This window comes from Corallococcus sp. EGB (assembly GCF_019968905.1).
In the GTDB taxonomy this organism is placed as follows: domain Bacteria; phylum Myxococcota; class Myxococcia; order Myxococcales; family Myxococcaceae; genus Corallococcus.
In genome coordinates this window covers 5,075,287-5,101,145 of the sequence record NZ_CP079946.1, presented here as the reverse complement: position 1 = coordinate 5,101,145, position 25,859 = coordinate 5,075,287, and the positions used below count along the sequence as shown (strand labels likewise).

Annotated in this window: 24 protein-coding genes; 20 read left to right on the top strand and 4 right to left on the bottom strand. The window is 70.4% G+C overall.

Annotated elements, in window-relative coordinates; all coding sequences use genetic code 11:
* The first annotated feature begins 152 nt into the window (after positions 1 to 152).
* The 5 genes from KYK13_RS21110 (at position 153) to KYK13_RS21090 (ending at position 6,587) form a co-directional block, all read left to right on the top strand.
* Positions 153 to 2,624 carry an RND family transporter gene (locus KYK13_RS21110; RefSeq protein WP_223646687.1) on the top strand — a complete coding sequence of 824 codons (2,472 nt, stop codon included), beginning with the start codon at positions 153 to 155 and terminating at the stop codon, positions 2,622 to 2,624.
* Positions 2,621 to 3,598, top strand: coding sequence for a phosphatase PAP2 family protein (locus KYK13_RS21105; protein WP_223632104.1), 978 nt, complete (start codon positions 2,621 to 2,623; stop codon positions 3,596 to 3,598). The genes KYK13_RS21110 and KYK13_RS21105 overlap by 4 nt, the downstream gene beginning before the upstream one ends.
* 61 nt (positions 3,599 to 3,659) lie before the next feature.
* Positions 3,660 to 4,859, top strand: coding sequence for an aminotransferase class I/II-fold pyridoxal phosphate-dependent enzyme (locus KYK13_RS21100; RefSeq protein ID WP_223632102.1), 1,200 nt, complete (start codon positions 3,660 to 3,662; stop codon positions 4,857 to 4,859).
* 13 nt (positions 4,860 to 4,872) lie between these two features.
* Positions 4,873 to 5,592, top strand: a complete 720-nt coding sequence (locus KYK13_RS21095) for a methyltransferase domain-containing protein (protein ID WP_223632100.1) — start codon at positions 4,873 to 4,875, stop codon at positions 5,590 to 5,592.
* Between the two features lie 20 nt (positions 5,593 to 5,612).
* Positions 5,613 to 6,587: a hydroxymethylglutaryl-CoA lyase gene (locus tag KYK13_RS21090; protein WP_223632091.1), complete on the top strand. Its 975-nt coding sequence runs from the start codon at positions 5,613 to 5,615 to the stop codon at positions 6,585 to 6,587.
* A gap of 27 nt (positions 6,588 to 6,614) precedes the next feature.
* On the opposite strand, the gene KYK13_RS21085 is transcribed toward KYK13_RS21090, so the two are convergent.
* Complete coding sequence (locus tag KYK13_RS21085; RefSeq protein WP_223632089.1) at positions 6,615 to 8,597, bottom strand: TIM44-like domain-containing protein; 1,983 nt, start codon at positions 8,595 to 8,597, stop codon at positions 6,615 to 6,617.
* A 104-nt stretch (positions 8,598 to 8,701) separates the two neighbouring features.
* On the opposite strand from KYK13_RS21085, the gene KYK13_RS21080 reads away from it, so the two are divergent.
* Complete coding sequence (locus KYK13_RS21080; protein WP_223632082.1) at positions 8,702 to 9,478, top strand: enoyl-CoA hydratase-related protein; 777 nt, start codon at positions 8,702 to 8,704, stop codon at positions 9,476 to 9,478.
* Between the two features lie 82 nt (positions 9,479 to 9,560).
* Here KYK13_RS21080 and KYK13_RS21075 read toward each other — a convergent pair whose 3' ends face one another.
* Positions 9,561 to 9,941, bottom strand: a complete 381-nt coding sequence (locus tag KYK13_RS21075; protein ID WP_223632080.1) for a YtxH domain-containing protein — start codon at positions 9,939 to 9,941, stop codon at positions 9,561 to 9,563.
* A 217-nt stretch (positions 9,942 to 10,158) separates the two neighbouring features.
* Between KYK13_RS21075 and KYK13_RS21070 the strand changes: the two genes are divergently transcribed.
* The 13 genes from KYK13_RS21070 (at position 10,159) to KYK13_RS21010 (ending at position 22,818) form a co-directional block, all read left to right on the top strand.
* Positions 10,159 to 11,688: an acyl-CoA carboxylase subunit beta gene (locus tag KYK13_RS21070; protein WP_223632078.1), complete on the top strand. Its 1,530-nt coding sequence runs from the start codon at positions 10,159 to 10,161 to the stop codon at positions 11,686 to 11,688.
* 43 nt (positions 11,689 to 11,731) lie between these two features.
* The gene (locus KYK13_RS21065; protein ID WP_223632076.1) at positions 11,732 to 12,877 is read left to right on the top strand and encodes an acyl-CoA dehydrogenase family protein; all 1,146 of its coding nucleotides are present in this window, start codon (positions 11,732 to 11,734) and stop codon (positions 12,875 to 12,877) included.
* Entirely contained in the window at positions 12,877 to 13,740 is an 864-nt protein-coding gene (locus tag KYK13_RS21060; RefSeq protein WP_223632074.1) for a hypothetical protein, read from the top strand. Before KYK13_RS21065 ends, KYK13_RS21060 begins: the two co-directional genes overlap by 1 nt.
* Before the next feature lie 14 nt (positions 13,741 to 13,754).
* Entirely contained in the window at positions 13,755 to 14,528 is a 774-nt protein-coding gene (rnc, locus tag KYK13_RS21055) for a ribonuclease III (RefSeq protein ID WP_223646686.1), read from the top strand.
* A gap of 68 nt (positions 14,529 to 14,596) precedes the next feature.
* A complete protein-coding gene (locus KYK13_RS21050; protein WP_223632072.1) occupies positions 14,597 to 15,274 on the top strand; it encodes a peptidylprolyl isomerase in 678 nt (225 codons plus the stop codon).
* Complete coding sequence (locus KYK13_RS21045) at positions 15,271 to 15,828, top strand: peptidylprolyl isomerase (RefSeq protein WP_223632070.1); 558 nt, start codon at positions 15,271 to 15,273, stop codon at positions 15,826 to 15,828. Before KYK13_RS21050 ends, KYK13_RS21045 begins: the two co-directional genes overlap by 4 nt.
* Positions 15,829 to 15,911: 83 nt before the next feature.
* Positions 15,912 to 16,865 (top strand): GTPase Era, encoded by a 954-nt coding sequence (gene era / locus KYK13_RS21040; RefSeq protein ID WP_223632068.1) that lies wholly within the window; start codon positions 15,912 to 15,914, stop codon positions 16,863 to 16,865.
* 70 nt (positions 16,866 to 16,935) lie between these two features.
* Positions 16,936 to 18,348 carry a ribosome biogenesis GTPase Der gene (gene der, locus KYK13_RS21035; protein WP_223632066.1) on the top strand — a complete coding sequence of 471 codons (1,413 nt, stop codon included), beginning with the start codon at positions 16,936 to 16,938 and terminating at the stop codon, positions 18,346 to 18,348.
* 95 nt (positions 18,349 to 18,443) lie between these two features.
* On the top strand, positions 18,444 to 19,244 hold the full coding sequence (locus KYK13_RS21030; RefSeq protein ID WP_370645435.1) for a tol-pal system YbgF family protein: 801 nt from the start codon (positions 18,444 to 18,446) through the stop codon (positions 19,242 to 19,244).
* Positions 19,245 to 19,251: 7 nt separating this feature from the next.
* Positions 19,252 to 20,430, top strand: a complete 1,179-nt coding sequence (locus tag KYK13_RS21025; RefSeq protein ID WP_223632062.1) for a PQQ-binding-like beta-propeller repeat protein — start codon at positions 19,252 to 19,254, stop codon at positions 20,428 to 20,430.
* Positions 20,427 to 20,864 (top strand): (deoxy)nucleoside triphosphate pyrophosphohydrolase, encoded by a 438-nt coding sequence (locus KYK13_RS21020; protein ID WP_121713228.1) that lies wholly within the window; start codon positions 20,427 to 20,429, stop codon positions 20,862 to 20,864. Before KYK13_RS21025 ends, KYK13_RS21020 begins: the two co-directional genes overlap by 4 nt.
* The gene (locus KYK13_RS21015; protein WP_223632061.1) at positions 20,864 to 21,739 is read left to right on the top strand and encodes a ribonuclease H-like domain-containing protein; all 876 of its coding nucleotides are present in this window, start codon (positions 20,864 to 20,866) and stop codon (positions 21,737 to 21,739) included. Before KYK13_RS21020 ends, KYK13_RS21015 begins: the two co-directional genes overlap by 1 nt.
* A 68-nt stretch (positions 21,740 to 21,807) precedes the next feature.
* Positions 21,808 to 22,818, top strand: coding sequence for a hypothetical protein (locus tag KYK13_RS21010; RefSeq protein WP_223632059.1), 1,011 nt, complete (start codon positions 21,808 to 21,810; stop codon positions 22,816 to 22,818).
* On the opposite strand, the gene KYK13_RS21005 is transcribed toward KYK13_RS21010, so the two are convergent.
* Positions 22,815 to 23,966 carry a cysteine desulfurase family protein gene (locus KYK13_RS21005; RefSeq protein WP_223632057.1) on the bottom strand — a complete coding sequence of 384 codons (1,152 nt, stop codon included), beginning with the start codon at positions 23,964 to 23,966 and terminating at the stop codon, positions 22,815 to 22,817. The genes KYK13_RS21010 and KYK13_RS21005 overlap by 4 nt on opposite strands.
* Before the next feature lie 91 nt (positions 23,967 to 24,057).
* On the opposite strand from KYK13_RS21005, the gene KYK13_RS21000 reads away from it, so the two are divergent.
* Positions 24,058 to 24,942 (top strand): DUF3014 domain-containing protein, encoded by an 885-nt coding sequence (locus tag KYK13_RS21000; protein WP_223632055.1) that lies wholly within the window; start codon positions 24,058 to 24,060, stop codon positions 24,940 to 24,942.
* Positions 24,943 to 24,945: 3 nt separating this feature from the next.
* Here KYK13_RS21000 and KYK13_RS20995 read toward each other — a convergent pair whose 3' ends face one another.
* Positions 24,946 to 25,509, bottom strand: coding sequence for a hypothetical protein (locus KYK13_RS20995; RefSeq protein WP_223632053.1), 564 nt, complete (start codon positions 25,507 to 25,509; stop codon positions 24,946 to 24,948).
* Positions 25,510 to 25,859: the final 350 nt, after the last annotated feature.

The window sequence follows — 25,859 nt, the reverse complement described above, 5'->3', positions numbered from 1 at the left end:
ATGGGTTCACATGGGGAATGGGTCGCGAGGGGCCGTCTGTTTCGGGGGCCTGGATCATGGCCGGCTTATTGCTTCGCCGGCCGGCATCAGAGGAGCAGACGGTGTCCCAAACACGACGGCAGCGGTGGTTCGAGGGCTTCATCCAGGCAGCAATGTCGCGCCCCTGGCAGGTGTTGCTCGCCATCGCCCTTTTGACGGCCGTCGCGGGTGTGTTCGCGTCCCGTCTGGAGTTCCGCGGCTCGTTCGTGGAGCTGCTCCCGGAGGGCGCCCCGGAGGTCCGGGATCTGACACGCGTGTCAGAGAAGGCGGGCGGGGACGGCTACCTGGTCATCATGGCCAGGGGAGCGGCGCCGGAGGCCCTCAAGGCCTACGCCCGGGACTTCCAGAAGCGCCTGGAGGCGCTGCCGGAGGTCCGCTACGTCGAACACCACTATGACGTGGCGTTCTTCCGCCGCCACGGCCTGCTCCTGCTGCCCACGGCGGAGGTCGCCTCGCTGCGTCAGGACCTGGAGGCCCGCGTCCGCTACGAGAAGGAGCGCGCGAGCCCCCTCTTCGTGGACCTGGGCGCGGACGTGGCGCCGCCCACCTTCGAGGAGATCGCGAAGAAGCACACCCCGGACACGGCGCTGCCGGAGACGCTGGCGAACAAGGAGGGCACGGAGGTCTACCTGATGATCAAGCCGTCGGGGACGGCGGGGGACCTGGAGTTCGCGCGCCGCTTCGTGGACACGGTGTTCGACACCGGCCGCAAGCTCGCGGCGGAGCAGTACCCGGGCGTGACGCTGGAGGCGACGGGCAACTTCCAGAACCGCATCGAAGAGGACGCGGTGATGCGCACCGACCTGTCCAACGCGGGCCTGTTGTCCGCGCTCATTGCCGTAGGGCTGATCCTCCTGGCCACCCGGCGCATCTCCGCGCTGGCGGTGGTGGGCGTGCCGGTGATGGTGGGCATGGTGCTGACGTTCGCGTTCGCGCAGGGCGCCATCGGGCACCTCAACATCGTGACGGGCTTCCTCGTCGCCATCCTCATCGGCCTGGGCATCGAGTACGGCGTCCACCTGTCCATGCGCTACTGGGAGGAGCGCGAGCACCACGGCGTGAAGGAGTCGCTGACGGCGGCGGTGCGAGGCACCTTCTTCGGGGCGGTCACGTCCGCCTTCACCAACGCGGCGGCGTTCTTCGTGCTGGTGCTGGCGCAGTTCCACGCCTTCCAGCAGTTCGGCCTGCTCGCGGGCGTGGGCGTGCTGATGGCGGTGCTGGCCGCGTACGCGATGGGGCCGTCGCTGCTCGCCATCGCGGAGCGCATCCGCCCGTTCCGCAAGGAGGGCGCACCCGCTGGCCAGGCCTCCGCGCCCGCCGTGGAGGCGGAGCCGGCTCCGCAGAAGGAGTGGCGGCGCTGGCCCACGGGCGCCATCGTCGCGGTGGCGCTGTCGGTGGTGGGCTTCGCGGCGTACTCGGTGGCCATCGCGCCCCGGCTGGGGTTCGAGACCAACCTGCGCAACCTGAAGGGTGACTCGCCGGCGTCGCGGCTGGACGACCACATCACCGAGCAGATCGGCTCGCCGCTCAACCCGGCCATCCTCGCCGTGGACAGCCTGGAGCAGGTCCGCGAGGTGGAGTCCGTCATCGCCCAGGTGAAGGCGAAGAACGGTGCCGACTCCGTGTTCCTGCGCACCGCGTCGCTGAGCGACCTGGTGCCGTCCGACGTGGCGGCCCACCAGGCGGAGATGGCCGGCATCCGGACGCTGCTGGACGGGCTGCCCAGGTCCGCCCAGGAGGATCCGCGGGTGAAGGACCTGCGGGAGATGGTGGACGCGCAGCCCTACGGCCTGGAGCAGCTGCCGGTGGAGGCGCGCCGCCGCTTCGAGGCGCTGGACGGCAAGGGGATGTTCCTCCTGCTGTTCCCGTCCGTGTCCAACTACGACACCCAGGACCTGCACCGCTGGGCGGGGCAGCTGGACGAGGTGGTCGCCGGGGCGAAGGCGAAGGGCATCGACCTGGCGGTCCTGGACAGCAACCGCATCGCGGCGCGCATCTTCTCCCTGGTCCGGGGGGATGGGCCGTTCATCCTCTGGTCCGCGGCGGTGGTGGTGTTCCTGGTCATCCTGGCCAGCCTGCGCAGCCTGAAGCGCGCGCTGCTGGTGGCGGGCCCGCTGTTCCTGGGCATGACGTGCCTGGCGGGCGGGATGTACCTGTTTGACGTCCAGCTCAACTTCATCAACGCGGTGGTGCTGCCCAACCTGCTGGCCATCGCCGTCGACAACTCCGTCCACCTGTACCACCGGTACGAGGAGGAGGGCCCCGGGTCGCTGGGCCGGGTGGTGCGCAGCACCGGCTTCGCGGCGGTGGTGGCGACCCTGTCCAACGCGGCGGGCTACGGAGCGCTCCTCGTGGCGAACCATCAGGGTCTGCGCAGCATCGGACAGATTGCGCTGCTGGGGGTCGTGAGCACCTTCCTGGGAACGACAGTCTTCTTCCCGGCCATGCTGGCGCTGCTGGAGCGGTGGAAGGGGCGGCGGTCCGCGGAGGTGGCGCCGGAGTCGGGCGCGGTGGTGCGGAGCCTCAATCTCGGGGCGGTCGGCGAGCAGCCGGCCGAATCGCCGGGGGAGCGCAAATCGGCGTGAGCATCTGGTCATTCAGCGAGGGCCGTGTGCGGCCGGTGGCGTCGTCGGAGGAAGCGCTCGTCCGCTTCCGGCAGGTGGACCTGGTGCTGATGGTGGGCTGCTCGGTCGCCGCCCTGGTGTGCGTGGGCCCGGCCCGCTGGGCGCCGCACTCCGGGCGCAACGCGCTGTTCTTCCTCTTCTTCGCGCTGGGGCTGCCGGCGGTGCGCATGCTGGAGGCGCGCTTTCCGCGCCAGCATCTGCTCACCATCGCGGGGGACTTCTGGCTGCTGCCGGTGTCCGCGCTGGCCCACGGTTGGCTGGGGCCCATCGTGGACTGGGTGAACCCGCTGGTGAAGGACGCCCAATTGGTCGCGGTGGATCAGCGGCTCTTTGGCTTCCAGACCTCGGTGGTGCTGGCGCACGCGATTCCGCCCTGGGCCAACGACGTCCTGTTGCTCTGCTACTACGGCCACTTCATCTGGCCGCTGCTGCTGGGGGTCTACCTATACGCCCGGGGCAGGGGGGCGACGCCCGCCTTCGATGAGTACCTGCTGGGGTTGGGCCTGCTGCTGGGCTTCAACTACGCGGCGTACTCGCTGGTGCCCGCGGTGGGCCCCCGGTACTTCCTCATTGGCGCGTTCGACGGGCCGGCCACCCACGGGTGGGTCCTCACGCCGCTGCTGGAGTCCATGATGCGCACGCCGGTGTACACCCGGGATTGCTTCCCGTCCGGGCACACCGGGGTGGCGCTGGTGGTGCTCTTCTACGCGTTCCGGTTCGCCCGGCGCTTCTTCTGGGTCATGCTCTTCCCGGGCATGGGGCTCATCTTCGCGACGCTGGCGGGGCGGTTCCATTACGCCATCGACCTGGTGTGCGCGGTGCCCCTGGTGCTGGTGGTGACGGGGTTGGCGCTCGGCCTGTCCCGGGCCGCGCGGCAGCGGGCGGTGGAACAGGGCGCGCGTTCCGTGCCCGTGGACGCTATCGTCCGGCCCTGACCGCCAGCCGGTCGCCCCGGGTGTCGGGGTGGACGTGCGCTGGCCTCCAGAGGCCTGACCCATGTCCCCCCGGCCCGTGCTCGCGCAGCGCGTCTCCCGCTTCGGAACCACCGTCTTCTCCGAGTTCAGCGCGCTGGCGCTGAAGCACCAGGCCGTGAACCTGGGGCAGGGCTTCCCGGACTTCGACGGCCCGGACGCCGTCAAGGAGGCCGCGTGGAAGGCCATCCAGGGCGGCGTCAACCAGTACGCCCCCGGCGTGGGCGCCAAGGACCTGCGCAACGCCATCGCGGAGCACGCGCAGCGCTTCCACGGCCACGCCGTGGATCCGGACACCATGGTCACGGTGACCAGCGGCGCGACGGAGGCCATCCTCGACGTCATCCTGGGGCTGGTGGACCCGGGCGACGAGGTGGTGGCCTTCGAGCCGTTCTACGACTCCTACGACGCGAACATCGCCTTCGTGGGCGCCACGCCGCGCTACGTGCCGCTGCGGCCGCCGGACGCGGAGCACGCCACCTGGTGGTTCGACCGGGACGAGGTGCGCGCCGCCTTCGGACCGAAGACGCGGCTGCTCATCCTCAATTCGCCGCACAACCCCACGGGCAAGGTCTTCACGCGCGAGGAGCTGGAGTTCCTGGGCAACCTCTGCGCCGAGCACGACGTGAAGGTGCTGGCGGATGAAGTGTATGAGCACATCGTCTTCGCCCCCGCGAAGCACATCCGCGCCGCCACGGTGCCGGTGCTCGCGGACCGCACGGTGACGGTGAGCAGCGCGGGCAAGTCCTTCAGCCTGACGGGGTGGAAGATCGGCTGGATCATCGCGCCGCCGCCGCTCAGGGACGCGGTGCAGCGCGCGCACCAGTTCGTCACCTTCGCCACCGCGTCGCCGTTCCAGGCCGCCATGGCCGTGGCGCTGCGGCTGCCGGACAGCTACTTCCAGGGGCTCGCGGCGCTCTACACCTCCAAGCGGGAACGGCTGCTCGCCGGCCTGCGCGAGGCGGGGCTCCAGGCGTTCTCCCCGGAGGGCAGCTACTTCATCCTCGCGGACATCCGCGGCTACGGCTTCGAGGACGACGTCGCGTTCTGCCGGCACCTGGTGACGGAGGTGGGCGTCGCGGGCATCCCGCCCAGCGTCTTCTACGGCCCGGAGCACCGGCGCCTGGGCCAGCGCTTCGCGCGCTTCGCCTTCTGCAAGACGGAGGGCGTGCTGGACGAGGCCGTGCGCCGCCTGCGCGAGAAGCTGCCCGCCCTCAAGCGCTGAAGCCCACCTGGCCGTGGGGGACTTCTTCGGAGAGCTGTACCTGCGCAGCACGCTGCCGTACCTCTCCGAGGCGGTGACGGCCCGGGAAGCGGAGTACCTGTCCCGGGCGTTCGCGAACGTGGAGGGGCCGGTGGTGGACCTGGGCTGTGGCCACGGCCGGCACGCGGCGCGGCTCAACACCGGCGGAGCGCTCGCCGGGCGGGTGGTGGGCCTGGAACTGGATCCGCTCTCCCTGCGCCTGCGCCGCCCCGGCTTCCCCGCGGTGCGGGGCGACCTGCGAGCGCTGCCCTTCCAGGACGCGTCCCTGGGCGGGGCCTATGCCTGGTACTCGACACTCTTCGCCTTCAGCGACGCGGAGCACGTCCACGTGCTGCGCGAGGTGGCGCGGGCGCTGCGGCCCGGTGGACGCCTGGTGTTCCAGACGGTTCCCTACGAGCGCCTGGCGCGAAGTCCGGGCGCGTCGTTCCGCGAGCGGTTACCGGATGGGAGCCTGCTGGAGGAGGAGAGCCAGTTCGACGCGACGCGTGGCCGGGATGTCGGGCAGCGTCAGCTCACCTTGCCGGACGGTCGCGTGCTGCGAGCGGCGTACACGCTTCGTTACTATCCTCTTGCGGAACTGAAAGGGCTGTTGGAAAGCACGGGCTTTTCGGTGGAGTGGGTGCACGGCGGCCTGGAGTCCGGGCCGATGACACCCGAGTCGACCGACCTCATCGTGGGAGCCGGGCGCCGTTGACGGAGCCCGGGACACGTCCAGTGGATCCGAAAGAGACAACGCGAACGCGGGTCGGCCTGCTGGGGCAACTGCCCCGCAAGGTCGACGTGTACGAGGTCGGCCCCCGCGACGGCCTGCAGAACGAGCTCCGCACGCTGCCCACCCGCGACAAGGCGCGCCTCATCAATGCCCTGGTCGCCGCGGGGGAGAGGCGCATCGAGGTGACGTCGTTCGTGTCACCCAAGTGGATCCCCCAGCTGGCGGACGCGGAGGAGGTGCTCAAGCTGGTGGGCCGCCGCCCCGGGGTCGTCTTCTCCGCGCTGGTGCCCAACCTCAAGGGGCTGGAGCGCGCGCAGGCGGCGGGCCTGGAGGAGGCCGCGGTGTTCATCTCCGCGTCGGAGGCCCACTCCAAGAAGAACATCAACAAGACCATCGCGGAGGCGCTGGCCGGCGCGAAGGAGGTCACCTCCGCCGCCCGCAAGGCCGGCATGCGCGTGCGCGGCTACCTGTCCACCGTGTGGGGCTGCCCTTATGAAGGCCACGTCCCGGTGGAGCGCGTGGTGGACATCTGCCGTCAGCTGGTGGACGCGGGCATCTACCAGCTGAGCCTGGGCGACACCATTGGCGTGGGCACGCCCCGGCAGACGGAGGAGATCCTGGCCGCGCTGCTCCAGCACATGCCGGTGGACACGCTGGCGCTGCACCTGCACGACACGCGCGGCACCGCGCTGGCCAACGCGCTGGTGGGCCTGTCCGCGGGCGTCACCACGTTCGACGCGAGCATCGGCGGGCTGGGCGGCTGTCCCTACGCGCCGGGCGCCGCGGGCAACCTGGCCACCGAGGACGCGGTGTTCATGCTGCACGGCATGGGCGTGGACACCGGCATCAACCTGGACAAGCTGGTGGAGGCCGGGGAGATCGCCCAGGAGCTCATCGGCCGGAAGCTCGCGGGCAAGTACCTCCAGGCCGCGCTCGGCGAGCGGGACAAGAAGGCCACCCGCCGCGCGCAGACCTGAGCCGTCCCCACCGGGGGACCCCGTGACTCAGTGGTCCCCCAGCAGCACGGCCAGCCGCTCCTCCAGGCCCAGGTGCTGGGCGGCGATCTCCAGCATGCGGCGCTCCTTGCGGTCGATGCGGCCGTCCACCAGGGCCATCTCCACGATGTGGCGCAGGAACACCTCCGCCTCCGGGCTGCCGCGCGGCACCAGGCGCTCGAAGAGCTGGGGCCCGGCGTTGAGGGCCATCTCCACGTTGGCCCACGACACGCTCCAGCGCTCCGAGCACAGCTTGAGCAGGCGGCGCTCGGCGGCGGACACCTCGCCGTCCGCTGCGGCGATGGCCGCCATCATGTAGAGCAGCCGCTCGCGCTCCTTCACGTCCATCACCACGCGGTCGCCATCACCCGGGCCGCCGCTGGCGTCCCCCGTGGGAGCGGGCGCGACGGTGCCACGCTGGGCCCGGCGGACCTCCTGGTAGCGGACCGCGTTCCGGGCCGAGCTCTGCGCGTGCTGGACGTTCCAGGACTCGAAGGGGAGGGCGGACGCGAGCACCCAGTCGCGCTCGCCGTTGCCCAGGACCGTGCCGCAGAACTCGCAGGTGTTGGCCGCGCTGTTGGTGGTGGGCGCGTTGCACTGCGGGCAGCGGTCCGTGGACATACCGGTGTCCGTGTTCGTCCTGGCGCCGTGGCGGCGCAGCAGCGTGAAGACCCAGCGCTGCGGCACGGTGGGCAGGCTCGGCGGCTTCTCGTTCACCGGGCCCACGCCCATGCGGGCGCTCCAGCGGATTTCAACCTGCGCCGCGTCGAAGGACTCCGGGTGCACCTCCAGCGCGCGCACGTCCACCGCGCCCACGGCGCACTCCAGGAAGACGCGACGGCGGTTCTGCTTCGCCAGCTGGCCCAGCTCCGCGCTCAGCTTCGTGATGGCGTCCGCGTTGGCCACCTTGGACAGGCGCTGCGGCTCGTTGCGGCTCTGCGCGTCGATCCACTTCCAGAACAGCAGTGACGCGCGGTCCTCCAGCATCTCGAGGTTGAGCGCCGGGTCCTCCTCGCGCGCCTGCATCAGGCCGTCCACCTGCTTGTGGTGGCGCACGTACTCCACGCCCTGCGTGATTTCAGAGAGCGTCCAGTCGTAGTTGCCGGAGTTCACCACCGCGTTGCAGAACTCGCAGGTGTTGGATGCGCCGCCCTTGTAGGGCGCGCCGCAGTTGGGGCACTTGCCCTGGAACAGATCCTCGCCGATGCGCGTCTGCGCGCCGGGCTTGCGCACGAAGGTCCACACCTCCGTGAACGTCTCCGGGGCCACGCGGCTGGCGGCGGCCATGGCCTGCGCGTCCGTCTGGTCCGCGGGCACGTCCGTGTCCCGGATGCTGGCGCGCACCCGCACGTGGATGCTGTCGTACCACTCGGTCTGGTGCAGGCCGATGAGCTGCACGTCCAGCACCTTCATGTCCGCGAGCGCGTCGCGCACGCCCTGCGCCTGCATCAGCGCCAGCTGCACGTTGAAGCGCTGCCACGTCGCGTCCGACAGGAAGGGGCGCACCGGCGTCATGTCCCGGCGGAACCACGCCTTCTGCAGCTCGAGGAAGAGCCAGCGCACCTTCTGCAGCGTGGGCTCCAATTCGAAGGACGGGTCCTTGAGCTTCAGCGCGTTCACCCAGCCCTGCACGTCGCGGCCGGACACCTCCGTGCGCACCTCCGCCTCGCGCTGATCCAACGCGCGCCGGGTGGTCGCGTCCGGGTGCAGGTTGCGCTTGTAGAGCCAGTAGGCGCCTCCGCCGATGACGAGCAGCGGGACGGTCACCTTCGGGTAGAGGAAGATGAGGCGGATGAGGTCGAAGATCAGCCAGAGGGGCAGGCCGTCGCCGCTCCCTCCGCCGCCACCGCGGTCGCGGCCGGACGTGTAGTGCTCGCCGCCACCGCCGCGCGCCAGGGCCACGAGCGGCAGGGCGGCCACGAGCAGGGCGGAGACGGTGAGCAGCCCCGGCAGCCACCGCCACGGGCGTTTCGTCGTTGAGCACGAAGGCATGGGCGAAATCCTATCCGTTTACGGCTTGCCAGACTGGGGAACAGGTTTCAGGCTGCGCGGCATTCACGCGGGCCGCCCACGGCGGTCCGTCACGGGGAGCGAAGATGCCGGAGTTCAAGGTCGAGGCCCGAGGGGCCATCGAGATCTGGACCATCGACGGGGAGAGCCGCCGCAACGCCATCAGCCGCGCGATGCACCAGGAGCTGGACGCGCTCGTCTCCCGCGTGTCCTCCAGCCGCGCCGTGCGCGCCGTCATCATCACCGGCGCGGGCGACAAGGCCTTCTGCGCGGGCGCGGACCTGAAGGAGCGCACCACCATGTCGGAGGACGAGGTGCGCGCCTTCCTCAACGGCCTGCGCGTCACCCTGCGCTCCATCGAGCGGAGCGACTGCGTCTTCATCGCCGCCATCAACGGCGCGGCCTTCGGCGGTGGCACGGAGCTGGCCCTGGCGTGCGACCTGCGCGTCGCCTCGCCCGCCACGGAGATGGGCCTCACGGAGGTGAAGCTGGGCATCATCCCCGGCGGTGGCGGCACGCAGCGGCTGGCCCGGCTGATTGGCCCCGGGCGCGCCAAGGACCTCATCCTCACCGCCCGGCGCGTCAACGCGGCGGAGGCCTTCACCATCGGCCTGGTGAACCGGCTGGCTCCGGAAGGGCACCTGCTGGAGGTCGCCTTCCAGCTCGCGGAGGCCGTGGTGGAGAACGCCCCCGTGGCCGTGGCCACCGCCAAGCACGCCATCGACGAGGGCACCGGCCTGGAACTGGACGACGCGCTGGCGCTGGAGCTCAAGAAGTACGAGGAGGTGCTCAAGACGGAGGACCGGCTGGAAGGGCTCCGCGCCTTCGCGGAGAAGCGTCCCCCTGTCTATAAAGGCCGCTAGGGCGCTCGAAAGCGACAGGGGCGGCAGGCCCGCGGTTGCCCGCGGACCGTGCTGCCCCCGCCTGCTTCGCTCCGCTCGGACGTCAGGCGCTCGCGGTCTTCTCACCGCCGACGTTCACGCCCTGCTTGTTGATGTAGCCCATCGCCTTGTCCTTGACGGTGGAGCGCAGCTCCGTGCCGCGGCTCGGGGCCAGGAGCAGGGCCACCACGCTGCCCGCCGCGGCGCCCAGCAGGAACGCCCCCAGGCCTCCGAAACCCGTGCGCGCCGGCTTGTACGTCGTCAATCCCACATAGCGCAGCGCGTCGTCCGGGTCGAACCTGTCCCAGGACTTCCGGGCCACCTTGCCGGCCTTGTCGGCGTACTCGGGGAGCTGGTCGAGCAGCTGATGCGCCAGGAACCGACGGTACAGCTTGCTCTTGGCCAATGCCTTTGCCTGCCACGTCGCCTTCTTCGCTCTGAACATGGGTTCCTCCAGGGCCGGATGCGGTTCAACGGGGCGAGCGTGGCCCGCCTGGGTGCACACCCCCCGTGCGACATGAAGGTAGGCAGGGTGCCTCCCGGAGACATCCCCCGGCGCGCGCCTCCGTGGCCCCATCCGTCGTCCTTTGGACGGCACGGCTGGCGGCTGGATTGGCAAGAAGGCAGCCAGGCCTGGGGTTCTTTGGTATGGGACGACGGCCATGTCCTCAGACCAGAAACTGCTCGAGAAGATCGCCCAGGTGGAGAAGGGCGGCGCGCCCAAGTACCACGCGAAGAACGCGGAGACGGGCAAGCTCTTCGCGCGCGAGCGCATCCGGCTGCTCGTGGACGCGGACTCCTTCGTGGAGGACGGCAAGCTCGCCAACAACCTGGACCCGGAGCTGCCGTCCGACGGCGTCGTCACCGGCGTCGCGCGCATTGACGGCAGAGCGGTGGCCATCATGGCCAACGACTCCACGGTGAAGGCGGGCAGCTGGGGCGCGCGCACGGTGGAGAAGATCCTCCGCATCCAGGAGACGGCGAAGGCGCTGCGCTGCCCGCTGCTCTATCTGGTGGACAGCGCGGGTGCGCGCATCACGGACCAGGTGGAGATGTTCCCCGGCCGCCGGGGCGCGGGCCGCATCTTCTACAACGAGGTCCACCTGTCGGGCTTCGTCCCTCAAATCTGCCTGCTCTTCGGCCCGTCCGCCGCGGGCGGCGCGTACATCCCCGCGTTCTGCGACCTGGTCATCATGGTGGAGGGCAACGCCTCCATGTACCTGGGCAGCCCGCGCATGGCGGAGATGGTCATTGGAGAGAAGGTCACCCTGGAGGAGATGGGCGGCGCGAAGATGCACTGCTCCGTGTCCGGCGTGGGCGACGTGCTGGTGAAGACGGAGCAGGAGGCCATCGCCGCCGCGAAGCAGTACCTGGCCTTCTTCCCGGAGAACTTCTCCAAGGCCCCGCCCACCGTGGAGCTGAAGGCCCCCAGGCACAGCGGCAAGCGCGTGGACGAGATCGTCCCGCCGGATCAGAACAAGCCCTTCGACATGCACGCGCTCATCGCGGAGCTCATCGACGAGGGCAGCTGGTTCGAGGTGAAGAAGCTCTTCGCGCAGGAGCTCATCACGGGCCTGGCGCGCATTGGCGGCCGTCCGGTGGGCATCGTCGCGAACCAGCCCAAGTACAAGGGCGGGGTGCTCTTCGTGGACAGCGCGGACAAGGCGGCCCGGTTCATCTGGCTGTGTGACGCGTTCAACATCCCGCTGCTCTACCTGGCGGACGTGCCGGGCTTCATGATCGGCACCAAGGTGGAGCGCGCGGGCATCATCCGCGCGGGCGCGAAGATGATCTCCGCGGTGTCGGAGGCGAGCGTGCCGCGCATCTGCGTGGTGGTCCGCAAGGCGTATGGTGCAGGCCTCTACGCCATGAGCGGCCCCGGCTTCGCGCCGGAGGCCACGCTCGCGCTGCCCCAGGCGATGATCGCCGTGATGGGCCCGGAGGCAGCGGTGAACGCCGTCTACTTCAACAAGATCCAGGAGCTGCCGGAGGCCGAGCGGCCGGCCTTCGTCCAGAAGCTCCGCGACGAGTACAAGCAGGACGTGGACATCTTCAAGCTGGCCAGCGAGCTCATCATCGACGCGGTGGTCCCCGGCGACTCCCTGCGCGGGGAATTGATGCAGCGTTATTCGCTTTATGCGGGCCAGTTCCAGCCCCGTGCGGAGAAGAAGCACGGCGTCCACCCCGTCTGAAGTTCCCCACCCGCCATCCACGCTCTAGATTCCGCACCCGACCATGGACCTCGAACTTCCTGAAAGCCACCGCGCCCTCCAGGCCTCCCTCCGTGAATTCTGCGAACGCCGCGTGAAGCCGTACGCGCGCGAGTGGGACAAGGACGAGAAGTTCCCCATGGAGGTGGTGAAGGAGCTGGGGCAGCTGGGCGTGCTGGGCATGCTCGTCGCCGAGGAGTACGGCGGCGCGGCCATGGACTCGCTCGCCGTGGCGGTGGCGGTGGAGGAGATCGCCCGCTACGACGGCTCGCTCGCTCTCACGGTGGCCAGCCACAACGGCCTGGGGACGAGCCACGTGCGCGTCTTCGGCAACAAGGCGCAGCACCAGCGCTACCTGCCCAAGCTCGCCTCCGGTGAGTGGCTGGGCGCGTGGGGCCTCACCGAGCCGGGCTCCGGTTCGGACGCGTCCGGCATGCGCACCACCGCCGTGAAGAAGGGCAACAAGTGGGTGCTCAACGGCGCGAAGATGTTCATCACCCAGGGCACCGTGGGGGACGTGTTCGTGGTGCTGGCGCTCACCTCGCCGGAGAAGCGCCAGAAGGGCATCACCGCCTTCGTGCTGGAGAAGGGCATCCCCGGCTTCAGCCAGCGCTCCATCCACGGGAAGCTGGGGATGCGCTCGTCGGACACGGCCGAGCTCATCCTGGAGAACGTGGAGGTCGGTGACGACGCCATCGTGGGCGAGGTCGACCGCGGCTTCATCGACACGCTCAAGATCCTCGACAAGGGCCGCATCACCATCGGAGCCCTGTCGGTGGGCCTCCTGCGCGGGGCGCTGGAGGAGTCCGTGGCGTACTCCAAGGACCGCACCGCGTTCGGCCAGCCCATTGGTGAGTTCCAGGGCCTGCGCTGGATGATGGCGGACATGAAGACGGAGCTGGAGGCGGCGCGGCTCCTGGTGCACCGCGCGGCGCGGCTCGCGGACGCGGGGCAGCCGTACTCGCAGGCGGCGTCCATGGCGAAGCTCTTCGCGTCGGAGGCGGCCATGCGCGGGTGCAGCAAGGCCGTGCAGATCCACGGCGGCTACGGCTACACGCGCGAGTTCCCCGTGGAGCGCTACCTGCGCGACGCCAAGCTCTGTGAGATTGGCGAGGGCACGAGCGAGATCCAGCGGACCATCATCGCCCGCGAGACCTTCAAAGGCGCCTGATGGATACCGCTCGGCTGCGTGAGCTGGGGCTCCTGGTCCGTGAGGAGCCGTCCGGCGTCGAAGTGGTGCTGGACCTGGAGGCCGCGTCCCTGGTGAACCCCATCACCAAGGACTTCATCACCGAGGTCACCTTCCAGGTGATGGGGGACCGGCTCATCCCCATCGCGCCGCCGGCGGTAGTGGGGATGTCGCCCGTCCTCCTGTCCGCCATCGACGCGGCCGAGGAGATGCAGGCGCTCCTGCTGGACACCTTCAGCGACCACGTCTTCCACCTGCAGCGCCGCTCGGAGGAGCTGCAGCTGTTGGGCCTGCCCGCGGACGTGGATCCGCAGTCGCTGGAGCTGTCCACGAACGTGCGGGAGGGCCAGCTCGCGGTGAAGCTGGTGGCGGACCGGCAGGGCAACTTCCGGATCGCGCAGGCCATCCGCGGCCGCGAGGAGCTGGCCACCGCCGCGGGGCACGTCATCGAGCTGTCCGAGTTCCGCGAGAAGGCCGCGCTGACCGGCTACCTGTCCGCGCTGCTCGGGGAGCCCCTGTCGCGCGCGCCGCAGGTGGCGCAGGGCGCGGAGCCGGTGCGCTTCGTGGAGATCGTGGAGAAGTTCGGCCAGGAGGCGCTGGTGCCGCCGCGCAGCAGCCTGGAGCTCCTGGCGCAGCTCCAGGTCGAGGGCCGTGCCTACCGCTTCGCCGCCGCGCGCATCGCCGGACGCACCTTCCGGGGCCTCCTGGCGGGCACGCAGGGCAAGGTGTGGGCGGGCCGCTTCGAGCTGGATGAGTTCCCCGGCGTGGTGCGGTTGGTGGCGGACCTGTTGAAGGTGGCTCCCGAGGCGGTGCGGCTCGTGGGCCCGGACGCGCCCCAGGAGTGAGCCGCGTGGAGAAGATGACCCTCGTCGAGCGGGTGCAGGCCCTGGAGACACGCCTGGGCGTGCAGTTCTCCAAGCGCGACCTGGCCTTGGAAGCGCTGACGCACAAGACGTACGTCAACGAGAACCGCGACCAGAACCTCAAGGACAACCAGCGCCTGGAGTTCCTGGGCGACGCCGTGGTGGACCTGGCCGTGAGCCACCGGCTGATGGACCGCTGCCCCGGCGTCCCCGAGGGCGAGCTCACCAAGATGCGCGCCCGCATCGTCCACGAGGAGGGCCTGGCCCGCGTGGCCCGTGGCCTGCGCCTGGGCGAGCTGATCCTCCTGGGGCGGGGTGAGTCCCAGTCCGGCGGCCGCGACAAGAACTCCATCCTCGCCGACGCGCTGGAGGCGGTGCTGGGCGCGGTGTACCTGAGCGGTGGCCTGGAGCCGGCGCTGGCGCTGGTGGACCGCTGCTTCACGGAGCTCTTGGAGGAGGTGGCCTCCGGTGCCGGCCGCCTGGACTACAAGACGCTCCTCCAGGAGCTCTCCCACGAGAAGCTCAAGCTGTCGCCGCGCTACCGCGTGGTGTCGGAGACGGGGCCGGAGCACTCCAAGGTGTTCGAGGTGGAGGTGTGCATCGGGGAGGCCGTGTACGCCCGCGCCAGCGGCCGGAACAAGAAGGAGGCCGAGCAGGCGGCCGCCCGCAGCACGCTGGAGCGCCTGAAGGCCGAGCCGGCATCCCCGGCATCCCTGGCTGTCGCGGCCCCCGTCGCGGGAGGTCCTTCACCGGACGACCCTCCGGCGTGAAAGCCCTTGGAGGGGCAGGGGGGTGGGGGGTAGGGTCCGCGCCTTCCAGCCTCTGGAGTCTGTCCCGCATGCACCGTCTTCTCGGAATCACCGTGGCGCTGGCCGCCGTCGTAGCCCTGGCCGCCGAGCCCGCCGCGGGCCCCTGGACGAAGAAGGTCCAGGCCGGCAAGGACGTCTACGCGACCCTGAAGACGAGCCAGGGCGTCATCACCGTGAAGCTCTTCTCCAAGGACGCGCCCAACACGGTGGCGAACTTCGTGGGCCTGGCCACCGGCGAGAAGGCCTGGACGGACCCGAAGACGGGCGAGCAGGTGAAGGGCAAGCCCCTCTACAAAGGCACCGTCTTCCACCGCGTCATCCCGGGCTTCATGATCCAGGGCGGCGACCCCACCGGCACCGGCATGGGCGACCCGGGCTATCGCTTCGCGGACGAGTTCCAGAGCGGCCGCGGCTTCGACAAGCCGGGCCTCCTGGCCATGGCGAACGCGGGCCCCAACACCAACGGCAGCCAGTTCTTCATCACCACCTCCACGCCCGCGCACCTCACCGGCCGCCACACCATCTTCGGCGAGGTCGTCACCGGCTACGACGTGGTGGAGAAGATCGGCAACGTGCCGCGCAGCGCGCAGGACCGCCCGCAGACGCCCGTGGTCCTGGAAACGATTACGCTCAGTGACAAGGCGCCCAAGGGTGCCCCCGCTCCGGCGGCCAAGAAGGCCCCCGCCTCCAAGAGCACCCCGCAATGAGCTTCATGGCGAAGGCCCGCGAGGGCACGGAGCTGTTCGGCACCTTCCAGACCACGGAGGGGCGCATCGTCGTGCGCCTGTTCTCCAAGGAGTCGCCGCGGACGGTGGAGAACTTCGTGGGGCTGGCCACCGGGGAGAAGACCTGGACGGACCCCATCACGTTCCAGCCCCAGCACGGCCGCCCGCTCTACGACGGGACGCTCTTCTTCCGCTGCATCAAGGACTTCATGATCCAGGGCGGGGACCCGACCAGCCGGGGCAACAACGGCCCGGGCTTCCGTTTCGAGGATGAGTTCCAGGGTGGCCGGCGTTTCGACAAGAAGGGCGTGCTGGCCATGGGCAACACGGGGCCCAACACGAATGGCAGCCAGTTCTTCATCACCGCGGCGCCGCAGCCCCACCTGGACAACCGCTACACCATCTTCGGCGAGGTGGTGGAGGGGCAGGAGGTGGTGGACCGCATCGCCAATGAGCTTCCCAAGGATTCAAACGACCGTCCCCGCCGGGACGTGCGCATCCAGACGTTGACCATCTCCACGGCGCGGCCGTCGTAAAGGCCGTCCGCCGTACCCTGGCAGTTCTCCCGGGGCCTTCCCGTCGCACGAAGTCGGAAGGCCCACTGATCATCTCCGGAAGTATGGCCTCCCAGTCCCAGAAGAAGACCCCTCGCGCTGGCTTCGCCGCGCTCATCGGCCGGCCCAACGTGGGCAAGAGCACGCTGCTCAACGCGCTCACGGGCGAGAAGATCGCCATCGTCTCGCCCAAGCCGCAGACCACCCGCAACCGCATCCTGGGCGTGGTGACGCGCCCGGAAGGGCAGGTGGCGTTCCTCGACACCCCGGGCATCCACCAGGCCAAGGGAGAGCTCAACCGCTACATGGTGGAGGCCGCCCTCTCCGCGGCCGAGGAGGTGGACCTGGTCCTCTTCCTCATCGAGCCGCCCCAGGGCGAGACGCTGGACGTGACGCCGGGCAACCGCGCCATCCTCGAGCGGCTCCAGAAGGTGGGCAAGCCCACCTTCCTGGTCATCAACAAGATCGACTCCATCCCCAAGTCGAAGCTGCTGCCGCTCATCGCCCTGTACAACCAGGAGTTCCCCTTCGCGGAGGTGGTGCCCATCTCCGCGCGGGAGAAGGACGGCGTGGAGCACCTGTTCCAGGTCGTGCTGGGCCACCTGCCGGAGGGCGAGCCCCTCTTCGCGGAGGACATGCTCACGGATCAGCAGGAGCGCGTCCTGGTGGCCGAGTACATCCGCGAGCAGGTGCTGCGGCACTGCCGCCAGGAGATCCCGTACTCCACCGCGGTGCTGGTGGACGTGTTCGACGAGTCCGAGCGCGAGCCGCGCCCCGGCACGCCCCCGGGCCAGCTGGGCGGCCTCATCCGCATCGCGGCGTCCATCTACGTCGAGCGCGACAGCCAGAAGGCCATCCTGATTGGCAAGCAGGGGCAGATGCTGAAGCTCATTGGCACGGACGCTCGCAAGTCCGTGCAGCGCCTGTTGGGCGCGCACGTCTACCTGGACCTGCGCGTGCGCGTGGAGGCCCGCTGGAGCGAGCGCGCCGCGGGCCTGAAGAAGCTGGGTTACGAGTGACGTCGCCGCTGAGGTCCGTGCCGCTGACGTCGTTGTCGTCGAAGTCGTCGTCGCTGTCGAAAGAGATGCCATGAAGCCGCTGGTCGCCATCGTCGGTCGCCCCAACGTGGGCAAGAGCACGCTGTTCAACCGCCTGGTGGGCCGGCGCATCGCGCTCGTCGAGGACCAGCCCGGCGTCACCCGCGACCGCCACTACGCCGACGCGGAGTGGGAGGGCCGCGCCTTCACCCTCATCGACACGGGCGGCTTCGTCCCCGGTGAGAAGGACACGCTGCTCCAGTCGGTGCGCGAGCAGGCCCAGTTCGCGGTGGAGGAGTGCGACGTCATCATCTTCGTGGTGGACGCGCGCGCGGGCATGACGACGGCGGACGAGGCCGTCGCCACCTACCTGCGCAAGGCGGGCAAGCCCGTCGTCGTCGCGGCCAACAAGCTGGACAACGAGTCCGGGCAGATGCAGTCGCTGGCCGGCGAGTTCTTCCGCCTGGGCCTGGGCGACGTGAACGCCATGTCCGCCGAGCACAACCTGGGCATGGGCGGACTGATGGACTCCGTGGTGTCCAAGCTCCCGGAGAAGCAGGAGGGCGAGGACGCCGAGGCGCCGCCGGACGACGGGAAGATCCGCGTGGCCATCATCGGCCGGCCCAACGTGGGCAAGAGCACCCTGGTCAACGCCATCCTCCAGGAGAAGCGCGTCGTCACCAGCGACGTCGCCGGCACCACGCGCGACCCCATCGACTCCGAGGTCACGTACAAGGGCACGCCGCTCATCCTCACGGACACGGCGGGCATCCGGCGCAAGAAGACCATCGCGCACCAGGTGGAGCAGTACTCCGTCATCGCGGCGCTGAAGGTGCTGGAGCGCAGCGACGTGGCGGTGCTCCTGATGGACGCCACGGAGCCCGCGGTGGACCAGGACGCGAAGCTCGCGGGCCTGTCCATGGACCGCGGCCGCGCGCTGGTCATCGTGGTGAACAAGTGGGACCTCATCGCGGAGGACAAGCGCCGCCAGGAGGCCTTCCGCGAGGACCTCAAGCTCGCGCTCAAGTTCGTGGGCTACGCGCCGGTCCTCTTCACGTCCGCCCTGCACGGCACCAAGGTGGAGAAGGTGGTGGACGTGGCGGTGGAGCTGGCGAAGCAGTTCCGCTTCCGGGCGCCCACCCCCCAGCTCAACAAGCTGCTGGACTACATGGTGGACAACAACCCGGCCCCCATCGTGAAGGGCAAGCCCCTGCGCCTGTACTACATCGCCCAGGTGGCGGCGGCGCCGCCCACGTTCGCCCTCACGTGCAACGAGCCGCAGGGCGTGCCGGACATGTACAAGCGGTACATCACCAACCAGATCCGCAAGACCTTCGATTTGCGGGTTCCCATCCGCCTGCTCTTCCGCGAGCGGCCAGGCAAGGCCAAGCGCGAGGCCCGAAAGAACCCGCACCTGGCGGGGAAGGGTGGCAAGAAGGGTGGGAAGCGCGCGGGGCGGGACTGACCGCGCTCGCGCGTTGACACTCGCGGCGGGCGCTCTTTACAGTGCGCCGCTTTCCCAGAGAGAAGAGCACCGTCGAGCCGGAGAGAGGTCCCTTCATCGTGGCCCAGCAGAAGACCGAGAAGATTCGCCAGCAGGAGCTTCGCCAGCCGGACGCCTTCCAGAAGGTGGGCGCGGAGGCGCGGGACTGGCTGATGCAGCGCCAGAAGTTCCTCGCCATCGGCGCGGGAGTGCTGGTGCTGGGCGCGGTGGGCGTGGCCATCGCCAGTGAGGTCTCCAAGCGCGGCGAGCAGACCGCCTCCATGGCCCTGGGCCAGGCGCTCACCGTCCTGGACCGCCCCGTGAAGGGCGTGGACCCGGTGGACCCGTCCGCCACGGAGCCCGCGTTCGACTCGGCGCAGGCCCGCGACGAGGAGGTCGTGAAGCAGCTGGCCGCCTTCCGCAAGGAGCACGGCGGCACGCGCTCGGCGACGACGGCCGCCCTGCCGCAGGGCAAGGCCGAGTTCCGGCTGGGCCGCAACGACGACGCGCTGGCCTCCCTGGACGCCTTCCTCAAGGGCGCCCCGGAGAACGACGCCCTGCGCGCCAGCGCCCTGGAGGGCCAGGGCTACGCCTACGAGGCCAAGGGCGACTACGCCAACGCCATCAACTCCTTCGAGGCGATGGAGAAGGCGGACAGCGGCGAGTACCTGGTCGGCATGGGCGCGTACCACAAGGCGCGCATGCTGATCCTCCAGGGGAAGAAGGACGAGGCCGCGCAGGTGCTGTCCAAGATCCCCACGGACCACCCGAACAGCGCGGCGGCCCGTCAGGCCACCGAGCGCATGGCGGTGCTGGCCGCGGAGGGCGTGAAGGTGCCCACCCCGGCGCCGCCGGCCACGGACGCGGGGGAGCCGTAGCGCACTCATGACCATGCGGCTCGCTCGGTGGAAGCGGTGGGTGGGAATGGTGGCCGGAGCGGGGCTCCTGGCCGGGTGTGCGACGGCGCCGTTGTACGGCAACCCGGAGCTGCCCGCGGCGCCCCGTCAGCCGCCGGTGGAGTTCTTCCAGGTGAACTGGTGGACGGGGCTCATCGACCAGGTCCCGCTGCTGGAGTACGCGCCGCGCGAGCCCGCCTCGCCGGTGTACGACCCGGAGAGCCGGAACGTCATCACGCAGACGCGTGACGGCTATGTCCGCGCGGTGGGCCCCGACGGGAGGCTGGCGTGGTCCTTCCAGACGGGGGGCCGGCCGCTCGCGGGCGGTCTGGCCAGCGAGGGCGTCATCTACCTGCCGGGCGGTGACGGCGTGCTGTACGCGCTGGACGGCCGCACCGGCGCGGTGAAGTGGAAGTACGCCACCAACGAGTCCCTGGCCACGGTGCCGGTGCTCGCGGACGGCCTGGTGCTGGTGGCCACGGACACCGACACGCTGTTCGCGGTGAAGGCCACGGACGGCGCGTGGGTGTGGCAGTACCGGCGCGATCCGCCGTCGGGCTTCACGGTCCGGGGCGCCTCGGCGCCGAGGGTGGACCAGGGCACGGCGTACATCGGCTTCTCCGACGGCTTCCTCGTGGCCCTCAAGGTCGACGACGGCGCGGTCGTCTGGGAGAAGTCCCTGTCGGGCTCGGGGACGGAGTTCCTGGACGTGGACACCACGCCGGCCATCGACTCGGCGGGGCGGCTGTACGTGGCCTCGTACAAGAATGGCCTGTACGCCCTGGAGGCGGACTCCGGCGCGGTCATCTGGAACGCCAGCGTGGGCGGCCTGACGTCGGTGCTCGCCCGGGGTGAGGTGGTGTTCGCCGCGGGCGACGGCCGCGTGGACGCCTACCTGGGGGAGACGGGAAAGCTCATCTGGTCGCTTCCCCTCAAGGACAGGACGGCGTTCGCTCCGGTGTTGGCCCGGGGAATGCTGCTGGTGCCCAACGAGCGAGCGCTGCTGTTCGTGGACCCCACGACGGGCCGGTCGCGCCTGTCCTGGAACCCGGGCACGGGCATCTCCGCGCCGCCGTTCGTGGTGGGCTCGCGCGTGTACGTGCTGTCCAACAACGCGTACCTGTACGCGCTGGACATGAACAAGGTGAAGAAGGGGCCGCGCGGGTGACGCGCGCCGTGCCCCGGACGGTGCGGGTGGTGGCGGCGCTGATTCCCCGGCCCGGTCCGGAAGACGGCGGGCCGCGGTACCTGGTCCAGCAGCGCCTTCCCGGCGGGAGCCGCGCGCTCCTCTGGGAGTTCCCCGGCGGCAAGGTGGAGGCGGGCGAGACGGACGAAGCGGCCCTCGCGCGCGAGTGTCGCGAGGAGCTGGACGTGGAGCTGTCCGTGGGCCGCCGCCTGTGGGAGGGCCGGCACACGTACCCGGACCTCACGGTGGAGCTGGTGCTGTTCGCGGCCACGCTGGTGTCCGGTGAGCCGAAGCCGCTGGGCGCGCACCAGCTGGCGTTCCACACGCCCACGGAGATGCAGGCGCTGCCGTTCTGCGAGGCGGACGTGCCGCTCCTGGACGACCTCCTGGCGGGAAGGCTGGGTGCGCTCGATTGATGCTGCGGCACACCTTCCAGCTCATCCCCGGCGTGGGGCCGTGGCGCGAGAAGGACCTCTGGTCCAAGGGCATCCGGACCTGGGATGACTTCCCGGACGGCGGCATCGTCATCAGCCGCAAGGCGGACACGGCGGCCCGCGAGCGCATCGCGGAGGCCCGCGCGGCCCTGGAGCGGAAGGACCTGAAGGAGCTGGCCCGGATGGTGCCGCCGCGCGAGCACTGGCGCCTGTTCCCGGAGTTCCAGGACGACGCCGTCTACTTCGACATCGAGACGGACGGCAGCCAGACGCAGGTGCCCACGGTGGTGAGCCTGTTCGACGCCGAAGGGCTGCATGTCTTCATCCTGGGCAGGAACATGGACGCGCTGCCGGACGCGATGGCGAAGCGGCGGCTGTGGGTGACGTTCAACGGCTCGTGCTTCGACGTGCCGGTGCTGAAGGAGTACTTCGGCGCGAGGCACTTCCCGGTGCCGGAGGCGCACATCGACCTGCGCTTCGTCACGCGGCGGCTGGGGATGGGCGGCGGGCTGAAGGAGATTGAGGACAAGCTGGGCGTGGGCCGGCCGCCGCACCTGAAGGGCGTGAATGGCTACGACGCGGTGCTGCTGTGGCGCGCGTACCTGCGGCGCGGGGACGTGGAGGCCCTGCGCTACCTGGTGGAGTACAACCTCTACGACTCGTTCCAGCTCCGGTCGCTGATGGACCTTTCGTACAACAAGGGCGCGGACGACCTGAACCTGGACGTCCCCCGGCTGAAGGTCTTCGAGCGCGGCGACCTGCTGTACGACGTGAGCCGGCTGCTCCTGGAGCTGGGCCCCACCGAGCGCGACCTGGACACGCTCGCGCGTGTGCGGGCCATGGAGCAGGACGCCTGAGCGGCCAGGTGGTCCCCTGGGTCGGCCGGCCACGGCCCGGCACCCCATGGGGCATTCCCAGCCGCCGCGTGGCACTCACCCGGGTGACGACCCTGCCGGTGACGGACGCGGAGTGGGCGGGCGACGGCTTCGTGCTGCCTCCCACGGAGGATGCCCTGGGGCTGGCCGTGGGGGCTCGAAGGCTGGCGGTGCTCGGGGCGCGGGAGGAGTGGCCGTCCGGGCGGGTGCTGGAGCTGCCCCGGACCGCGAGGCTCGTGGCGCTGCATCCATCGCTCCAGTGCGCGGCGGTGCTGGGGCCGGGGCGCATCGAGATGGTGGGCCGGGCGAGGGATGGGCGCCCGGTGGAGACGCCGGCGCGAGCGTGGACGCGGCCCACTCAGGCCATGGGGTTCGACGTCACCGGCGACGGCCTGTGGACGACCGGCCTGGAGGACGGGCGGGTCTGCGTGCGCGTCCTGGATGCCCGAACGTTATCGGACGTCGCGGGGACGGAGGCGGGGCTTGCGCTCGATACGCCGCGACAGGGGGAGGACGACCTGGACGGGCTGCACGAATGGATGCCGCATCCGCGCCTGCCAGTGATGGGCGTGGCGGTGAGCCAGGGGCAGGACGGGACGTGGCTGACCTTCGTGGAGCGGGGCGCGGCGGGGCTCGTGCGAGGCGCGATGGTGGCTTCGGTGGACGCGCCGTTCTATCCGGCGGGCTTCCTGCCGGACGGCTCGGGCTGCATCGGCGTGGGCGGCACGTGGGTGCGGCGCTGGACGTACCCGGAGGCCACGCTGGCGGCGGAGTTCGCGCTGCCGGAGGCCGGGACGCTGGCGACGGGCTACATGGGCCTGGTGATGGAACGGGCGGTGCTGGTGGCGGTGGAGGACCTGTTGGAGGCAGGCGAGTGGTACCTGCTTCAGCTGGACCCCGGCACGCTGCGGCCCGTGTGCGCGTGGGAGCTGCCGCTGTCCACGGAGGTCGTCACGTCGGTGCACCTGTTGCCCGGGGGCTTCCTGCTGTCACCGGAGGACGGGCAGCTCTGGCGGCTGCCCGCGGAGGTCGGCATGCCGCTGGAGGAGTCTCGCGGTTAGCTGCCCCCGAGCCGGGTCCAGGAGCGGATCAGCGCCTCGGAGGCACGCAGGACGTCGTCCTCTGACGTGCCACGGCCGAGCGTGAGTCGCACGGAGCCAAGCGCGTCCTCGGGGGGGATGCCCATGGCCAGGATGACCGCGGAGGCGCTCTCGTGGCCTTCGTGGCACGCGGAGCCCGTCGAGGCAGCGACCTCGGGGGCGCCATCGAGGACCGCGCTCCCGGAGGCTCGGGGGAAGCGGACGTTGAGCGTGTTGGGCAGGCGCAGCTCGCGGTGTCCGTTGAGCGCGAGGCCGGGCACCGCGTTCGCGAGTCGCGTGCCCAGGAGATCGCGGAGCCGCCTCATGCGCGCGGCCGTCGCATCCAGGTCGCGGCCCACGGCTTCGCACGCGGTGCCGAGCCCGACGATGGACGCGACGTTCTCTGTGCCTGGACGCAGCCCGCGTTCGTGGCTGGCGCCGAGCACGAAGGGAGCCAGCGGCGTGCCGCGCTTCACGTAGAGCGCGCCGACACCCTTGGGCGCGTAGAGCTTGTGCCCGGCGATGGAGAGCAGGTCGATGTCGAGCTCGTGCACCCGGACCGGCACCTTGCCGAGCGACTGGGCGGCATCGGTGTGGATCAGGGCGCCTGCCGCGTGGGCGAGCCTGGCGAGCTCGGAGACCGGCTGCAGGACGCCGGTCTCGTTGTTCGAGTGTATGACGGTGACGAGCGCGGTATCGCCATGGATGGCTTCGCGAGCCTCGTCGAGGCGGGCGCACCCGTCGGCATCGACACCGATTCGCGTCACGCGCCGTCCGTGCGATTCGAGCCATGAACAGGGCCGCGCCGTGGCCGGGTGTTCGATGCAGGTGGTGATGACATGGCGGTTCGATTCGGGCGCCTCCGTCACGCCGCGGATGGCGAGGTTGTTTGCTTCCGTGCCGCCGGAGGTGAAGACCACCTCATCCGCGTCGCAGCCGAGGAGGGCCGCGACCTGCTCGCGTGCCCGGGCGACCGCGCTCCGGGCCCGTGCACCGTACGCGTGGCTGCTCGAGGGGTTGCCGAAGTGCTCGCGCAGGTACGGGAGCATGGCGTCGACGACCTCAGGCAGGAGCGGCGTCGTCGCGTTGTGGTCCAGGTAGATGGGGTGGGGTGTCCGCAGGGGCTCCATGCCTCACATCCTCCGCTCAAATATCGAACTGCGTACGGGAGTTCGAACACGCTTGGAATGGGCGGCAGGGCTGTCTGTAAGGTTCGGCGTCATGAGCGATCCGAATTTCGTGAATCAAGGGCCCGGAGGAGTTCCACCGCCGCCGCAACAGACCGAGCCGCCCAAGGCTCCCTCTCGGGGCAAGGTCGCGGCCATCCTGATCGCCCTGATGGTCGTGGGCGTGGTGGCGTCGTACTTCGGCTTGAAGCGCCAGTCGGAGCCGCCTCCCGTGGTGACGGCTCCGCCGGTGGTGGACGCGGGCGTGGCGGAGGCGCCACCGGAGGTGTCACTGCCGGAGAGCGACGGCCGGATCCGCGACCTGGTGGGCAAGCTGTCGGTGGACCCGGAGCTGGCCCGGTGGCTCCAGGAGCGAGACCTGGCGCGCCGGTTCACGGCGTCCGTGAGCAACATCGCCGAGGGCGAGAGCCCCCGGACCTCGCTGTCGTTCATGGCGCCCGCGGGGGCGTTCCAGGTGGGCGCGGCCAGGGCGAACGGGCGCTCGGAGATCGCGCCGCTGAGCTACGCGCGCTACGACCTGGTGGCCCGGGTGCTGGGCTCGCTGGACGCGTCCGGCGCGGCGATGGTGTACCGGGAGCTGAAGCCGCTCATCAATCAGGCCTGGCGGGAGATCGCGCCGCCGGATCAGACCTTCGAAACGGCATTCGGCCGGGCCATCCAGCATCTGCTGGCGGTGCCGGTGCCCCAGGGACCGGTCGAGGTGGAGCCGAAGGGCGCGCTGTACGCCTATGCGTCGCCGGAGCTGGAAAGCCTCAGCAAGGCCCAGAAGCATCTGCTGCGGATGGGCCCGGGGAACATGCGGATCATCCAGGCGAAGCTGCGGGAGCTGCGCACGGCGCTGAACCTGCCGACCCCGGCGCCGGCGACGCATGAACCGTTGCCGGACCAGGCGCCGGGGCAGTCAGAAGCCCAGGAATGACGGCTACCTGGACTTCTTCTTCTTGCCGCCCTTGGCGGGGGGCGGCGCAGCCGGCTTGGGCTTTTCCTTGTCGCCGATGATCTGGAACGACGCCCGGAGGTCCTCGACGTCACGGCCGAGCGAGTCCTGGAAGGCCGAGCCCGTCTGGGCGTCCACGACCAGGGTGTACGAGTAGCCGGTCTTGAGCGGCTGCGGCAGGTGGATGCGGTAGACGAGGCCGTCGTCGGCCTCGGAGACGGAGTCGTCGGAGACCATGGCCCGGTCGGCTTCGTCCATCAGCCGGACGCGGTAGTTCTTGAGGCCCAGGTTGCTGCGGAGCTCCAGGTCGGAGGTGGGCTCCACGAGCGGTTTTTCCTCCAGGGCCAGGGGGATGAGCGCGGAGCCGCCATCCGGGGACTGGTACTGGAGCGTGAAGACCACGGCCTCGGGGCCCGCGTCCGGGGCCGCCGTGGCGCTGGTGACGCCGCCGTCCGCGGGAGCCTGGGTCGTCTTTTCGGGGCAGCCCGTCAGCAGGGCCGCGGTGAGGCCGCACAGCGCGGCGAGTCCGGTTCGTCGGAAGAGGCGCATGGTGCGGCAAGGTACGTTTCGGACACGGACTCGGGAAGCACGAGATTCCACCGCCCAGCGCGGAAGTTGATGGGTGACGGTGGCGCCTCGCTGACTGGGGGCCACGGCGCGAAGAGCGCCGCGGGCTGGTTGCGGGGCGCCCGGATGGGGACCTGGGCGGGCCGGGGAAGCGCCTGGAATCTCTGGGGAACCCATGGTCGAAACGTCTGATAAGAAGCGTGGGGTCAGAGCCCTCGACTTTTGCAAGTTTTCGGCGTAAAAAAGTGCCGATTTCGGCCCGGTTCTTACCACGGCGCGCACCATGAGCGGGAAGGGCGGACGCACGGTCCTCCCAAGCCGCGAAAGCTCGC

Bases quoted from the DNA above. Each gene is read 5' to 3' on its own strand.
- KYK13_RS21100 (WP_223632102.1), top strand. From the start codon at position 3,660: ATGTCCCCCCGGCCCGTGCTCGCGCAGCGCGTCTCCCGCTTCGGAACC.
- KYK13_RS21080 (WP_223632082.1), top strand. From the start codon at position 8,702: ATGCCGGAGTTCAAGGTCGAGGCCCGAGGGGCCATCGAGATCTGGACC.
- KYK13_RS21025 (WP_223632062.1), top strand. From the start codon at position 19,252: ATGACCATGCGGCTCGCTCGGTGGAAGCGGTGGGTGGGAATGGTGGCC.
- KYK13_RS21110 (WP_223646687.1), top strand. From the start codon at position 153: ATGTCGCGCCCCTGGCAGGTGTTGCTCGCCATCGCCCTTTTGACGGCC.
- KYK13_RS21000 (WP_223632055.1), top strand. From the start codon at position 24,058: ATGAGCGATCCGAATTTCGTGAATCAAGGGCCCGGAGGAGTTCCACCG.
- KYK13_RS21045 (WP_223632070.1), top strand. From the start codon at position 15,271: ATGAGCTTCATGGCGAAGGCCCGCGAGGGCACGGAGCTGTTCGGCACC.
- KYK13_RS20995 (WP_223632053.1), bottom strand. From the start codon at position 25,509: ATGCGCCTCTTCCGACGAACCGGACTCGCCGCGCTGTGCGGCCTCACC.
- KYK13_RS21085 (WP_223632089.1), bottom strand. From the start codon at position 8,597: ATGCCTTCGTGCTCAACGACGAAACGCCCGTGGCGGTGGCTGCCGGGG.
- KYK13_RS21060 (WP_223632074.1), top strand. From the start codon at position 12,877: ATGGATACCGCTCGGCTGCGTGAGCTGGGGCTCCTGGTCCGTGAGGAG.
- rnc (WP_223646686.1), top strand. From the start codon at position 13,755: ATGACCCTCGTCGAGCGGGTGCAGGCCCTGGAGACACGCCTGGGCGTG.
- der (WP_223632066.1), top strand. From the start codon at position 16,936: ATGAAGCCGCTGGTCGCCATCGTCGGTCGCCCCAACGTGGGCAAGAGC.
- KYK13_RS21005 (WP_223632057.1), bottom strand. From the start codon at position 23,966: ATGGAGCCCCTGCGGACACCCCACCCCATCTACCTGGACCACAACGCG.
- KYK13_RS21015 (WP_223632061.1), top strand. From the start codon at position 20,864: ATGCTGCGGCACACCTTCCAGCTCATCCCCGGCGTGGGGCCGTGGCGC.
- KYK13_RS21075 (WP_223632080.1), bottom strand. From the start codon at position 9,941: ATGTTCAGAGCGAAGAAGGCGACGTGGCAGGCAAAGGCATTGGCCAAG.
- era (WP_223632068.1), top strand. From the start codon at position 15,912: ATGGCCTCCCAGTCCCAGAAGAAGACCCCTCGCGCTGGCTTCGCCGCG.
- KYK13_RS21070 (WP_223632078.1), top strand. From the start codon at position 10,159: ATGTCCTCAGACCAGAAACTGCTCGAGAAGATCGCCCAGGTGGAGAAG.
- KYK13_RS21065 (WP_223632076.1), top strand. From the start codon at position 11,732: ATGGACCTCGAACTTCCTGAAAGCCACCGCGCCCTCCAGGCCTCCCTC.
- KYK13_RS21050 (WP_223632072.1), top strand. From the start codon at position 14,597: ATGCACCGTCTTCTCGGAATCACCGTGGCGCTGGCCGCCGTCGTAGCC.